Here is a 13,693-nt window from a genome sequence, read left to right as displayed (position 1 = left end):
CCCGTCCTTGCGGGGTCTCCTTCTTTGCCGTCCTTTCGCGCCTTCGTGAATTCAGTTCACAGATGCATGGAACAAGTGACTGCTTATCACCGAACTTCGATGTCTCCATATGTTCGCCAGTCAACCACGCCGGCAGACCGGCAGTCATTCGAGGCACATCATGCCAATTGCTCTTTTTGCTTTGACGATCGCGGCCTATGCGATCGGAACCACGGAATTCGTCATTGTCGGCCTGTTGCCGACCGTCGCTTCAGATCTCCATATCAGCCTGCCGCTGGCGGGATTGATCGTCAGTGTTTATGCGCTCGGCGTCACGTTCGGGGCACCGGTGCTGACGGCCTTGACCGGACGTATCGAAAGGAAGCCGCTGCTCCTCGGCTTGATGGCACTGTTCATCGTCGGCAACGGCATGGCAGCACTCAGCCCAAGTTATGCACCCTTGCTGGTGGCACGCGTGCTATCGGCGTTTGCCCACGGTGTCTTCTTCTCGGTCGGCTCCACGATCGCGGCCGATCTCGTCCCCGAAAACCGTCGGGCTTCGGCCATCGCGATGATGTTCATGGGATTGACGGTTGCCATCGTCACCGGTGTGCCGCTCGGCACGCTGATTGGCCAGGTCTTCGGCTGGCGTGCGACCTTCGCCGCCGTTGCAGGTCTCGGGGCGATCGCCTTTCTTGGCATTGCCGTGCTTCTGCCGTCGAACCTGAAAAAGGCGTCGGCTGCTACCATTGGCGACCAGATCCGCGTGCTCGGGAGCGGACGCCTGCTCATTGTCTTTGCCATGACCGCGCTCGGCTACGGCGGCACTTTCGTCGCGTTTACGTTCCTTGCGTCGATCCTGCAGGACATCACCGGCTTTGCGGCCGGTACGGTCAGCCTCATCCTCGTGGTCTACGGCATCGCGATCGCCATCGGCAACATCGCTGGCGGCAGGCTTGCCAACCGCAGTCCGGTCCGCGCTCTAACTGGATTGTTCATCGCCCAGGCGATCGTGCTGGTGCTATTCAGCTTCACAGCTGCATCGCCTTGGCTGGTCGTTCCGACACTTGCCGCTTTGGGTTTCCTCTCCTTTGCCAATGTGCCGGGCCTGCAAATCTATGTGGTGCAATTGGCAAAGCAGGTTCGTCCGGCGGCTGTCGATGTCGCCTCTGCCCTCAACATTGCGGCCTTCAACCTCGGCATTGCCGCGGGCGCATGGATCGGCGGCCTGGTGGTCGAGTCTCCCCTTGGCCTTGGGGCAACACCATGGGTCGGTGCAATACTGGTTGCCGGCGCGCTTGTTCTGACACTTTGGAGCGGCGCCCTGGACAGCCGCTCGGCATCCGACGCCGGCTCTGTGACGCAGGCCGCCTGACCGCGGCGGTGGCCCCCGCAAATTTCCTTGGAGCGGCGGACGACGCGAATCCCAATCGCGTCGTCCGCCGCTGTTTTCCTAGGAAGCATCGGGGGTAGCGGGAAGTGCAGTCAGGTGCTTTTCGCGAGGCTGCCAAATACTTCTTCTCGCAGTAGAATTTTCTCGTGGGGGATCACAATTCCCTTGCCTAGCGGCGACATACTGCGACATACTTATGCAGCTGACACCACCTGAAAGCACGCATCGAAATACCTTGCGATTTCCCGTTTTCTCGGAGCTGAGGTTCGATCAATGGTGTATCTGCCGCCTGGGGCAACTACTTCGTTTTTAAAATTATTGATTGCCGTCTCTTGTTGGGCCTCGTTTTTGCCCAACCGAGCCGCGTACGCAAAAGACCCCTTTGCCGATTTTCCGGTGGTTATCGGCTGTGAAGTGAAGGGCACTTACCATGCCTTCTATTTGTCTAGGGTAACGAAGGACGGTACCGCCACTTACACAGCTTCGGACCGGATTGCGGGTACGATTACGCTGGACGGCAAAGCAAAGGCCATTGGCGGATTGGAGGGAGGAACCTGCGGAGGTAAGACCCTCGAGGAACTGCGAGCGTCAGGGCAGGCACACGACCTCAAATCTTAGCCCCTCGACGTCGAGATTTCTGGGCCATGTGTTTAACGGATCGGTGAACCGGCTGGAGGCCGATGGGTTCCGTCAATTGAACGGGGGAATTCATGGACGACGTATGTCCTGGCCCTTGGAACGTCTGTGTGCTCGCGCGCACGGGCAAGAACGGTGCCCTTGAGTTCATCGGCACGGCCGAGGAGGCGTTGAGGAAGCTAAAGAGCAATTGGCCTCGACCTGGGCCGGCTTTCGCGTTGGCGGTGGAAAGCTGCCAGGATGTCGTGCGGAGTTGGGCTCCAAGCTATCTCGCACGGATTGCCTTCGAGGAGGCTGTCCGGGAGGCGGGGCTTCATCTGTAGGTGGGGCTGGCGTGACGCAAAGAGGAGAAGCATGGAAGAGCTGCGAACTCCCTTTAGGGTAACGGCGGGCCGCTTTCTGCGCTCAGTGAGGATTTTCATTTCTTCAGAGGTTGGTGGCGTCGCAAAACTGCTGATGGCAGGCCTTGTGGTATTGTTCTTCGCGATCAACGGGCTCAACGTGCTCAACAGTTTTGTCGGCCGAAATTTCATGACGGCAATCGCCGACCGTCAGGTTAGCGACTTCGCTCGCCAAGCCGTCTTCTACGTCCTCGTGTTTGCCGGCTCCACTGCTGTATCGGTGTTTGCGCGCTTTACCGAGGAGCGCCTCGCGTTGCTTTGGAGAGGGTTCCTCACACGCCGGGTCGTCAATCTATACCTTACCGACGGAGCGTTCTATCGCCTCGATGTTTCGGGCAAGCTTTCGCATCCCGACCAGCGCATCTCGGAAGATATTCGCGCATTTACCGTCACGACCCTGTCTTTCTTGCTGATGATCCTCAATAGCGGTCTGACGATCGTTTCGTTTTCCGGCGTGCTTCTCTCCATCAATCCCGTGCTCTTCGCCGTTGCCGTCTTTTATGCCGCCGGTGGCTCCTTTCTTACGATCAGGCTGGGGCGGCGGCTCATCAAGTTGAACTACGACCAGCTCGATAAGGAAGCGAGTTTTCGCGCCGGCCTTCTTCAAGTCAGAGAAAATGCGGAGCAGATCATGCTCGCCGGCAATGGGCCGCAGCTGAAATCCTTCCTCGCGAGCCGTCTTGATGATCTGATTGCGAACTTCCGCGTCATAACCTCAGTGAACCGCAATGTCGGCTTCTCCACGACCGGCTACAATTGGTTGATCCAAATAATCCCCGCTCTCATCGTCGCGCCGGCGTTCTTCCGGGGGGACATTGAGTTTGGCGTGATTACACAATCGGCGGCTGCCTTCGCAATGTTGGTCGGTGCATTCTCGCTGATCATCAATCAATTCACGTCGATTTCAAATTTTGCTGCCGTCGTGGCTCGTTTGAGCACGCTCTCGGAAGCAATAGAGAACTCGCGGCGGCAGGTCGGATCCGAAATTCGGATCGATCAAACCGGGGAGGGACTATCCTACGAGAAGCTCACGATACGACCGGAGCCGGACGGTTCGCCATTGTTAAATGAGCTGACGGTTACCATTCCGCCTCGGGCCCGTGTCCTCGTAACCTGCTTACGCGAGGAACAAGGTAGTGCGCTTTTCAGGGCAACCGCGGGCGTTACCTACTCAGGTTCCGGCGGAATTCTACGGCCCGGGGGTGATGCAATACGGTTCCTTCCGCAGCAGTCCTATCTTCCCCCGAGTTCGCTTCGACAAGTGATTGTTCCGCCGACGGCGAGCGAAGAAATTCCGAACGAACGAATTTCGATGCTACTTGCCGAATTCGGACTCGAGCGCATTTCTAGGGCAGAGGGATTTCAACAAGAAGTGGAATGGCACACGTTTCTGACGCAAAGGGAGCAGCACCTATTGATGCTGGCGAGCGTATGCGCAGCGAAACCGCGTGTCGTCCTGCTTGAGAGGACAGAGGTTGTGGTGGGCTGGGATATGCTTTCCCGGATCACCACGCGCTTCGCGGATGACGGCATTGCCTGCGTTCACATCGGGAGCGCTGCCAGCATATCGGCCTATGATGCCATTTTGGACCTCGGCGATAATGGCGCATGGCAGTGGAGGAAACCCGCATAGCCGTTCAAACGGTGGCGGCACGAAACCGAGACGACAAGAAAGTCGATAGGAGGCTGACGATGACGAATGCCGCTCTTTCAACCGACGATTATCAGGCAAAAGCCACTCCGCTGGGAGCCGACGAACTGCGCTTGATGGACGCGTACTGGCGCGCATCGAACTATCTTTCGGTCGGACAGATTTATCTGCTCGACAACCCTCTCCTGAAGGAGCCGCTCAAGCGTGAGCACATCAAGCCAAGGCTGCTTGGCCACTGGGGAACGACGCCGGGCTTGAACATGCTCTACGTGCATTTGAACCGCGTCATTAAGCGCGACGACCTCAACATGATTTATATCATCGGTCCCGGTCATGGCGGGCCGGCGCTCGTCGCGCATGCCTATCTGGAGGGGACCTACAGCAAGGTTTATCCGAATATTGGCCAGGATGCCGAGGGAATGCAGCACCTGTTCAAGCAGTTCAGCTTTCCCGGTGGAATTCCGAGCCACGTCGCTCCCGAAACGCCCGGAAGCATCCATGAGGGCGGCGAACTGGGCTACGCTCTGAGCCACGCCTACGGCGCGGCCTTCGACAATCCCGACCTGATTGTCGCCTGCGTCGTCGGTGATGGCGAGGCGGAAACTGGTCCGCTCGCCACGGGATGGCACGGCAACAAGTTTCTCAATCCGGCCCGCGACGGATGTGTGCTGCCGATTCTGCACCTCAACGGCTACAAGATCGCCAACCCGTGCTTCCTGGCGCGCATTCCCGAGCCCGAACTGAGGAAGTTCTTCGAAGGGATGGGCTATGCCCCGCTGTTCGTCGAGGGACATGAGCCCGACAAGGTGCAGCAGCAATTGGCCGCCGCCATGGATACAGCCGTTGCCGAGATCAAGCGGATATGGGCAGAGGCGCGCGAGAAGGGTAATCTGAAGCGGCCGGCGTGGCCGATGATCGTTTTCCGGACGCCGAAAGGCTGGACCTGCCCAAGCGAAATCGATGGCAAGAAGTGCGAGGGTTACTGGCGAGCCCACCAGGTCCCGATGGGCGAAATGGACAAGCCCGAGCATATCAAGATCCTGCAGCACTGGATGAAGACCTACAAGCCCGAGGAACTCTTCGACGAGGAGGGCAAGCTGCAGGCAGAATTCGCTGCGTTGGCGCCCGAGGGGCATCGCCGGATGAGCGACAACCTGCACGCAAACGGCGGGCTGCTGTTGCGTGATCTGAAGATGCCCGATTTCCGCGACTACGCCGTCTCGGTGCCGAGCCCCGGCGCGACAACGACCGAATCCGCACGGGTCATGGGTAAATTCCTGCGCGATGTCATGAAGCTGAACCTGAACAGCAAGAACTTCCGGCTATTCAGCCCCGACGAGAACAACTCCAACCGCTGGCAGGATGTGCTCGAGGTTACGGACCGCTGCTACATGGCGGAGATCTACCCCGAGGACGATCACCTGTCGCCCGACGGGCGCGTCATGGAAGTGTTAAGCGAGCATCAGTGCCAGGGCTGGCTGGAAGGCTACCTGCTGACGGGGCGGCACGGCTTCTTCTCCTGCTACGAAGCGTTCATCCACATCATCGACTCGATGTTCAACCAGCACGCCAAGTGGTTGAAGGTCTGCAACGAGATTCCGTGGCGGCGGCCGATCGCGTCGCTCAACTACTTCCTGAGCTCGCATGTCTGGCGCCAGGATCACAATGGCTTCAGCCACCAGGACCCGGGTTTCATCGACCATGTGGTCAACAAGAAAGCCGAAGTGATCCGCGTTTATCTGCCGCCGGACGCCAACACGCTGCTTTCCGTCACCGACCACTGCCTGCGCAGCCGCAACTACGTGAATGTCGTCGTTGCCGGCAAGCAGCCTTCACCGCAGTGGCTGACGATGGATGAGGCGATCAAGCATTGCGCGGAAGGGCTTGGTATCTGGGAATGGGCCAGTTCCGACAAGGGCAGCGAGCCCGATGTCGTCATGGCATGCTGCGGCGACGTTCCGACGCTGGAAACGCTGGCCGCGGTGCAGTTGCTCCGGGAGCATTTGCCGGATCTGAAGGTCCGCGTCATCAATGTCGTCAATCTCATGAAGCTGCAGCCGTCGAGCGAGCATCCGCATGGCCTGTCCGATCGTGATTTCGATGCGTTCTTCACCAAGGACAAGCCGGTCATCTTCGCGTTCCATGGATATCCCTGGCTGATTCATCGCCTGACCTACCGGCGCACCAACCACGACAATCTGCATGTGCGGGGGTACAAGGAGGAGGGGACCACCACGACGCCCTTCGACATGGTTGTCCTGAACGAGCTCGACCGCTTCCATCTGGTTGAGGACGTCATCGATCGACTGCCGCAGCTTGGCGCCAGTGCCGCCTACTTCAAGCAGGCAATCCGCGAAAAGCTGATCGAACACCGGCAATACATCCAGAAGCATGGCGATGACATGCCCGAAATCAGCGGCTGGAAATGGGGTGTGCGGGGCCAGTCCGCCGGAGCGCGAAGGACGTCGACGGAAGGCGACAATACATGAGCCGTCCAGCCTGCATATCTGGGGGAGCTCGGACGGGCAGGCTGCGATAAGCCCAAGATATCCAGGTCACTGCGGGCGACGCTCAGGCAGTGACTTGGATTTGGCAGCATGCGGCACTGCCAGAAAATGGAGCGCGAAGCTTTTTAATAGGTGAAGCCATGGTCGAGGTGCCTTTGACCGCGCCAAATCCGGATGCCCCTCCGAGCGACGAGGACTTCGAGCGATTGCAGTTCACGACGTTGCTCTACTACCTGCATTGCACCAACCCGGACAACGGGTTGGTGCGCGACAAGACCCAAGACGGCGCACCAGCAAGTATTGCCGCCATTGGCATGGCGCTTGCTACCATTCCGGTCCTGGTGGAGTGCGACATCATCATCCGCGAGTTTGCCGCCAAGATCGCCCGACGACGGCTGCATTTCTTGATGCGATGCCATCAAGGCCCTGAACCGGATGCGTCGGGCTACAAGGGCTTCTTCTATCATTTCCTTGACATCGAGACGGGGCGGCGGGTCTGGCAGTGCGAATTGTCGACCATCGACTCGGCGTTTCTGTTCGCCGGTGCGCTAACGGCCGCAACCTATTTCGATCGGGACACGGCTGACGAGGCGAAGATCAGGGAGCTTGCGGCGGCGCTCTACGAGCGGGCGGACTGGAACTGGGCGCGTGACCATGGCCCGACGCTGACCCATGGCTGGCGACCGGAAAACGGCTTCATTCCCTATCGCTGGCGTGGCTACGACGAGGGGCTGCTTCTCTACATACTGGGGCTCGGGTCACCGACGCACCCGCTGCCCCCGGAAAGCTACGCGGCCTACACGGAGAGCTACGAGTGGCGGAACATCTTCGGGCGTGAACTGCTCTATTCGGGCCCACTCTTTACGCATCAGCTTTCACAAATGTGGATCGATTTCCGCGACATCCGCGACGAATTCATGCGCGAGCACGGCAGTGACTATTTCCAGAACAGCCGCCAGGCTACCTTTGTGCAGCAGGAATATGCGATCCGAAATCCGATGCAATTCGAGGGCTATGGCGAGCACTGCTGGGGCTTTACCGCCTGTGATGGTCCCGGCTGGCGAACGCTGGAAACTGGCGGATATCGCCGGGAGTTCTTCGATTACATAGCGCGCGGCGCACCGTTCGGGCCTGATGACGGGACGGTAGCCCCCTGGGTCGTCGTGGCGTCTCTGCCTTTCGCACCCGAGATCGTCATTCCAACCGTTCGCAATTTCAAGGGCATGCAGCTGGGGATGAGGCGGCTTTACGGATTCAAGCCATCCTTCAATCAGAGCTTCAAGGACCCGAGCAGTCCCACAGGGTGGTGGATCAGCCCCTATCATTTCGGCATCGATCAGGGGCCGGTGGCCCTGATGATCGAAAATTACCGCACCGGCTTCCTGTGGAAGCTGATGCGCGATTGCGAGCCGATCGTCCGCGGATTGCGCCGGGCGGGCTTCGACGGTGGCTGGCTCTAGGAGGGGCGCACGGCGAACTCTGCAGTTCGATCTCGAACGGATCGTCAGTGGATCAGTTCAATGGGAGCCGCGGAGCTGATCGTCCTTCAGCCAATTTCGGTTGAACACGCTCTTTGCAGCGTCCGTGGCCTCCGACGTATGCACGATATCGTCCCGCAGCCACCAGTCAATTGACCTGCCGGGTGCCGACAACTCCCTCTGGTCCAGGCTCGCCGTCACGAGGATCGATATCGACGGGGCCCGAGACGATTTTATCGCGGCCGTTTCGGCCGCAGACAATGCGAATAGCGGCGCGACAATGCCCGTCATGAGCACGGAGGCATAGACTGGGAACGTTTGCGAGTACGACATGACATGCATCCCGCTTGAACTGCAGCAATACTACAATGTCGGAAGTCAAACTCGCAGTCGACTCGATATTTGGTGTTGCGCCGAAAGAACGCCTATGCCGGAGACAGGAAAGAGGCCGTTCTGGCGGCTGTCGGGAGGCCGGCTTTGTGTACTACCTCCGGAATTGTCGAGCGACACGCAGGTTTGCGAGGTCGTCAGAGTTTTGCGGAAATTGTGCAACCTTGCCAGTGCAGCAGCGTACCCTAGTTGAAATCGCGCGGGATTCTCGCGACCGATGTGCATGCCGTTGTTCTATTGCAATTTTTCAAATCACAAAGGGCCCCCATCATGTCGGACAAATCGAACACAGGCATTGATCGCCGTGATCTCCTAATCGCATCTATTGCCACGGTTGGCGCGTCGGCTGCCCTAGCTGTGAGCGCACGTACCGCGAGTGCCCAGGAGGCAGCGGCGCCTGCTGCCCGTGCCGCGTCGGGGACTGTCTATACCGGCGATGTTATCGATGGAAAAAAGGTCGTCAGTGCGCTCGACGTCGATGACTTGGAGCCGGGGCAAAAGCACCTCTTGTATTTTCAGGGGGCGCAGATGCCAACGGGGCAGCACTGGAACGTATCCGTGACGGTCGCAAAGGGGGCAAAGCCCGGCAAGCGCGGCGTTCTGACCAGCGGTGTGCATGGCGACGAAATGAGTAACATTCATACTGTCCAGACGGTGATGAACCAGCTCGATCCCGCGCAGATGTCGGGCACAGTGATGGCAGTCACCGACGTGGCGCGCCCGGCCATTGAAAGCATGCAGCGCAGATGGCCCAATCAGGGCAGAGGCATAGATTTGATCGATATGAACCGGGAATGGCCCGGGAATGAGAACGGCGCCACGGCGCCCAGCCGACACGCGGGGCTGCTGTTCAACCGGTTGCTGCGGCCGAACGCCGACTTCGCGATCGACTTTCACACCGGAACAACCGGTTTCGAAGTCACCGCATTCAATATTGGCGGCATGGATGTGCCCGAGGTCAAGGCAATGCTGGAGCTCTATCCCGTCGGCCAGATCTTCGACAACCATGTCTATCCCGGTGTTCTGCACAACGCATTCATGGACGTGGGCATCCCGTCCTTCACGCCGGAGATTGGCGCGGCTCGCGTGCTGGACCTCGAGATGATCTCGCTGTTCGTGGAGGGCACGATGAATGTTCTCAAGCATTACGGCATCGTTGGTGGGCCTATGGGCCGGACGGCCAAGGACGTGAATGTCTTCATCGGCAACAGTGCGTTCCCGATTCTGGCAACCCAGGGCGGTATCGTCGAGCATTTGGTCAAGCTCAACGACAAGGTCGAACCCGGACAGAAGGTCGCCATTCAGCGCAACAGCTTCGGCGAAGTGGTCGCGGAGTATACAAGCGGCGTAGCTGGAGAGGTAACGGGCCAGCGCAGCGACGCCATGTCCGAGCCGGGCAATCCGCTGGTGTTCATCCTCTTCCACAAAGCGGCGCTGGAGGGCGTTGAGTCTTATCCCGAGTAAACCACCGTAAGGCCTATTCTTTCAATGCCTTAGCGGATCATGCCGTTGCCGCCGGATGTCCAGCGGTTAAAGGGGCGAGAGCGGCAGTGTTGTGTCCGCTCAAAAACGTGGCCTGAGTGGACTTTGATCTGGAATGATGAGGAGACTGGCGATTTAGGGCTGATTGGCGCACCCGACAGGATTCGAACCTGTGACCTTTGGAATCGGAATCCAACACTCTATCCAGCTGAGCTACGGGTGCATGCCTGAGGCGGTTTGAATCGCCTGTCCGATGGGTGGTTCTTAGCCTAGCTTCTCGCCAGCATCAATCTCCAAAATTGAAAAGTGCGCCGTTCTTGCAAACGGCGCGCCGATTGTTGTCAGACCTGCATGGCGCCGGGGCCGGGGATGGCCTTTGGCGGGACCTTGCCGAGGATGATCATGCCGAGGACTTCGTCCTTGGTCACGTCCTCGGTGCGTGCATGGCCGACGACCTGGCCGTTCTTCATCACCGAGACGCGGTCGGCGAGGTCGAAGACGTCGTGGATGTCGTGGCTGATCAGGAAGATGCCGATGCCTTCCTTCTTCAGCTGCTTGATCAGCTCGCCAACCTGCGCCGTTTCCTGTGGGCCAAGGGCAGCCGTCGGCTCGTCCATGATCAGGATGCGGGCATTGAAGAGGATCGCGCGGGCGATCGCCACCGATTGCCGTTGGCCGCCTGAGAGTGCCTTCACCGGCTCCTTGAAGCGGCGGAAGTTGGGGTTGAGACGACCCATCACTTCGCGAGTCGAGGCTTCCATGGCGACGTCGTCGAGCGTGCCCCATTTCGTGCGGATTTCGCGGCCGAGATAGAGGTTGGCGGCGGCGTCGACGTTATCGGCGACGGCAAGCGTCTGGTAGATCGTCTCGATGCCGTACTTCTTGGCATCGCGCGGATTGCGGATGTCGGCCGGTTCGCCGTTGATCAGGATCTCGCCGCTGTCGCGCTTGTAGGCGCCGGAGAGGATCTTGATGAGCGTCGACTTGCCCGCGCCGTTGTGGCCGAGAAGGGCGACGACTTCGCCGGGGTAGAGATCGACCGAGGCATTGTCCACGGCGTGGATGCCGCCGAAGGAGATCGAGATGTTCTTCAGTTCCACAAGGGGAGTGCGTTGATCAGTCATATCTAGGACTCCTCTTACTTCGACCGCGAGCGATAGACGGTGTCGAGCCAGACGGCAACGACCAGCACGGCGCCCACGACGACATTTTGTATGGGGGTATCGACGTTTGCGAGACCCATGCCCGACTGCAGCGACTGCATGACCAGCGCGCCAAGCATGGCGCCGGCGATCGTGCCGGTGCCGCCGGCAAGCGACGTGCCGCCGATGACGGCCGCCGCGATGGTGTAGAGCTCGTAGGTCGTGCCTTGCGAGTTGGCGGCTGCATTGAGGCGAGCGGTCGAGATCGCCGCGGCAACAGCTGCCAGGAAGCCCATCAGCGCGAAGATGCGGACCGCGACCCAGCGGGTCTTGATGCCGGCGAGCTCGGCTGCCTCAGGGTTGCCGCCGATCGCGAAGACATAGCGGCCGAAGCGCAGGCGGGTGGCGATGAAGGTCATGACGATGCCGACGAGGACGGCGATCAGGACCGGCACAGCGATGCCGTAGGAGATGAACAGGCCGGCTTCCGGCCAGGCGATACCGTTGGCCTCGGCGTATTTCTTGGCGATCGCCACCGGCCAGTAATAGATGGTCGAGACCCAGATGGCGCCGAGCACCAGCACACAGCCTAGAACGGCCAGGAAATATTCGGCCCAGAGCGGCCGGCGCGGGAAGTTGAAGCGCTTGCGCTGGTGGCGCGAGCCGATGATGCCGACGATAATCAGCACGCAGGCGACAAGCCCGATGATCCAGCTCCAGGTCGCGCCGACGGCACCTTCAGCACCGCCGCCCATGATTCGGAATGTGGTATCGAGCGGAGCGACCGTCTGGCCCGATGTGACGTACCAGGCAAGACCGCGCCAGGCGAGGAAGCCGCCGAGCGTGACGATGAAGGAGGGGACGCCCAGGAAGGCGATGATGACGCCCTGGAAGAGGCCGATCAGCGTTCCGGCGATCAGGCCACAGACCAGCGTGATCAGCCAGGTCCAGGAATTGTCGAAGCCGAGATATTGCGGCAGGAATTTCGCCTGGACGACGCCCATGATCATGGCGACGAGGCCAAGCATCGAGCCGATCGACAGGTCGATGTTGCGGGTGACGATGACGAGCACCATGCCGGTCGCGAGAACCGCGATCTCGGTGGTCTGGACCGAGAGGTTCCAGAGGTTGCGCGGCGTCAGGAAGAGCCCGCCGGTGTAGAGATGGAAGCCGATCCAGATGACCAGCAGCGCCGCGACCATGCCGAGCAGGCGCGTGTCGATCTCGGTTGCGCGCAGGAAGCGCGTGAAAGCGTTACCCTCCGCCGGGCGCGGATGGCCCGATGAGGATTGCGTGATGTTTGCCATGGGTTTGCCGTTTCCCCCACTGTTTGAGCTTTTTGGCGCGGGCGCCCGAAAGCCCTTGCCGAGGTGCCCTGTTCTTCTAATCGACCACCGAGAGACTTCCGAAGCGGCCGCTCAAGGGGCGGCATTGTTCCGGCAGGGAATCAAAGCGTTCGCGGTGCGTTGCGAGGCGGGGAGCGTTCGTGGACGGCTCCATCCGCGTCCGGCGCCGCAGCGTGACCGCTGCGGCGCCGGCATGTTGGTTTAGCTGGCGAGGATTAGTCGCAAGCCTTGACGGTGCCAGCCTTGACGCCCTGGCAAGCTTCAGCCTTGGAGATCCAGCCGGCGTCGATGACGACGTTCAGGTTGTCTTTGGTGATTGCTTCCGGCTTCAGGAAGATCGACTGCATCTTCACCTTCTTCGGACCGCCTTCGAAGGAAGTTACGCCCTCGATCTTGTCCATCGTCTTGCCGCCAGCGAGGTCGAGCGCGATTTCAGCAGCGCGCTTGCCGAGTTCGCGGCTGTCCTTCCAGACGGAAACCGTCTGCGTGCCGAGCGCAATGCGGTTCAGAGCAGCCTTGTCGGCGTCCTGGCCGGAAACCGGAACGGTGCCAGCCATGCCCTGTGCGTCGAGAGCAGCCACTGCGCCGCCGGCGGTGCCGTCGTTGGAAGCAACAACCGCGTCGACCTTGTTGTTGTTGGCGGTCAGGAACTGTTCCATGTTGCGCTGAGCGTTCTGCGGCAGCCAGCCGTCGGTGTAGGCTTCGCCGACGTTCTTGATCTTGCCCGCGTCAACAGCGGCCTTCAGGACTTCCATCTGGCCGGCGAACAGGAAGTCCGCGTTCGGGTCGGACGAAGAGCCCTTGATGAAGACGTAGTTGCCTTCAGGCTTGACCTTGAACACGCCTTCAGCCTGCAGGCGGCCGACTTCCTTGTTGTCGAAAGTGATGTAGAAGGCAGCAGGGTTTTCGATCAGGCGGTCGTAGCCGACGACCGGAATGCCTTCAGCGGCAGCCTTTTCGATGGCAGGGCCGATCGCGTCACTATCCTGAGCGAGAACGATGAGTGCGTTCGCGCCCTGCGATATCAGCGATTCAACGTCGGTGAGCTGCTTTGCGGCAGACGACTGTGCATCAGCAGAAATGTACTTCGCGCCCTTGGCTTCGAGGGCTTTCTTGATGGCGGCTTCGTCGGTCTTCCAACGCTCTTCCTGGAAGTTCGACCAGGAAACACCGACGACGAGGTCGGCAGCCATTGCGGCGGTATGCACCGACACCAGGATGGCCGCGCCGGCCATCAGCTTCAAAACAGACTTCATAAATATCCTCCCGAGTGAATAGCGGCCAGCCC

11 protein-coding genes and 1 tRNA gene are annotated in these 13,693 nt (G+C 59.9%); 7 read left to right on the top strand and 5 right to left on the bottom strand.

Features of this window, described 5'->3' with window-relative positions; all coding sequences use genetic code 11:
- The first annotated feature begins 160 nt into the window (after window positions 1-160).
- The 6 genes from FHT97_RS08780 to FHT97_RS08760 all read left to right on the top strand — a co-directional run bounded on the left by FHT97_RS08780 (window position 161) and on the right by FHT97_RS08760 (window position 8,027).
- Window positions 161-1,354, top strand: a complete 1,194-nt coding sequence (locus tag FHT97_RS08780) for an MFS transporter (protein WP_183861364.1) — start codon at window positions 161-163, stop codon at window positions 1,352-1,354.
- A gap of 291 nt (window positions 1,355-1,645) precedes the next feature.
- On the top strand, window positions 1,646-1,990 hold the full coding sequence (locus tag FHT97_RS30775; RefSeq protein WP_246712581.1) for a hypothetical protein: 345 nt from the start codon (window positions 1,646-1,648) through the stop codon (window positions 1,988-1,990).
- 92 nt (window positions 1,991-2,082) lie between these two features.
- Window positions 2,083-2,331 carry a DUF982 domain-containing protein gene (locus tag FHT97_RS08775; protein WP_210296641.1) on the top strand — a complete coding sequence of 83 codons (249 nt, stop codon included), beginning with the start codon at window positions 2,083-2,085 and terminating at the stop codon, window positions 2,329-2,331.
- Between the two features lie 31 nt (window positions 2,332-2,362).
- The gene (locus tag FHT97_RS08770; protein ID WP_183861362.1) at window positions 2,363-4,042 is read left to right on the top strand and encodes an ABC transporter ATP-binding protein/permease; all 1,680 of its coding nucleotides are present in this window, start codon (window positions 2,363-2,365) and stop codon (window positions 4,040-4,042) included.
- A 59-nt stretch (window positions 4,043-4,101) separates the two neighbouring features.
- Entirely contained in the window at window positions 4,102-6,549 is a 2,448-nt protein-coding gene (locus FHT97_RS08765) for a phosphoketolase family protein (RefSeq protein ID WP_183861360.1), read from the top strand.
- A gap of 158 nt (window positions 6,550-6,707) precedes the next feature.
- Window positions 6,708-8,027, top strand: coding sequence for a glucoamylase family protein (locus FHT97_RS08760; RefSeq protein ID WP_183861358.1), 1,320 nt, complete (start codon window positions 6,708-6,710; stop codon window positions 8,025-8,027).
- Between the two features lie 57 nt (window positions 8,028-8,084).
- On the opposite strand, the gene FHT97_RS08755 is transcribed toward FHT97_RS08760, so the two are convergent.
- On the bottom strand, window positions 8,085-8,378 hold the full coding sequence (locus tag FHT97_RS08755) for a hypothetical protein (RefSeq protein WP_183753975.1): 294 nt from the start codon (window positions 8,376-8,378) through the stop codon (window positions 8,085-8,087).
- A 327-nt stretch (window positions 8,379-8,705) separates the two neighbouring features.
- On the opposite strand from FHT97_RS08755, the gene FHT97_RS08750 reads away from it, so the two are divergent.
- Entirely contained in the window at window positions 8,706-9,899 is a 1,194-nt protein-coding gene (locus FHT97_RS08750) for a succinylglutamate desuccinylase/aspartoacylase family protein (RefSeq protein ID WP_183861438.1), read from the top strand.
- Between the two features lie 164 nt (window positions 9,900-10,063).
- On the opposite strand, the gene FHT97_RS08745 is transcribed toward FHT97_RS08750, so the two are convergent.
- The 4 genes from FHT97_RS08745 to xylF form a co-directional block, all read right to left on the bottom strand.
- Window positions 10,064-10,140 (bottom strand) — tRNA-Arg (locus tag FHT97_RS08745).
- A gap of 118 nt (window positions 10,141-10,258) precedes the next feature.
- A complete protein-coding gene (locus tag FHT97_RS08740) occupies window positions 10,259-11,041 on the bottom strand; it encodes an ATP-binding cassette domain-containing protein (RefSeq protein WP_183861356.1) in 783 nt (260 codons plus the stop codon).
- A 14-nt stretch (window positions 11,042-11,055) separates the two neighbouring features.
- A complete protein-coding gene (locus FHT97_RS08735) occupies window positions 11,056-12,366 on the bottom strand; it encodes a sugar ABC transporter permease (RefSeq protein ID WP_183861354.1) in 1,311 nt (436 codons plus the stop codon).
- Window positions 12,367-12,620: 254 nt separating this feature from the next.
- On the bottom strand, window positions 12,621-13,661 hold the full coding sequence (xylF, locus tag FHT97_RS08730) for a D-xylose ABC transporter substrate-binding protein (protein ID WP_016554835.1): 1,041 nt from the start codon (window positions 13,659-13,661) through the stop codon (window positions 12,621-12,623).
- Between the last annotated feature and the right edge of the window lie 32 nt (window positions 13,662-13,693).

Origin of the sequence: Rhizobium sp. BK399 (genome assembly GCF_014194695.1) — a bacterium.
Lineage (GTDB): Bacteria > Pseudomonadota > Alphaproteobacteria > Rhizobiales > Rhizobiaceae > Rhizobium.
Note: the sequence above shows the minus strand (reverse complement) of the source record. Positions and strands in the feature narration are given on the sequence as shown.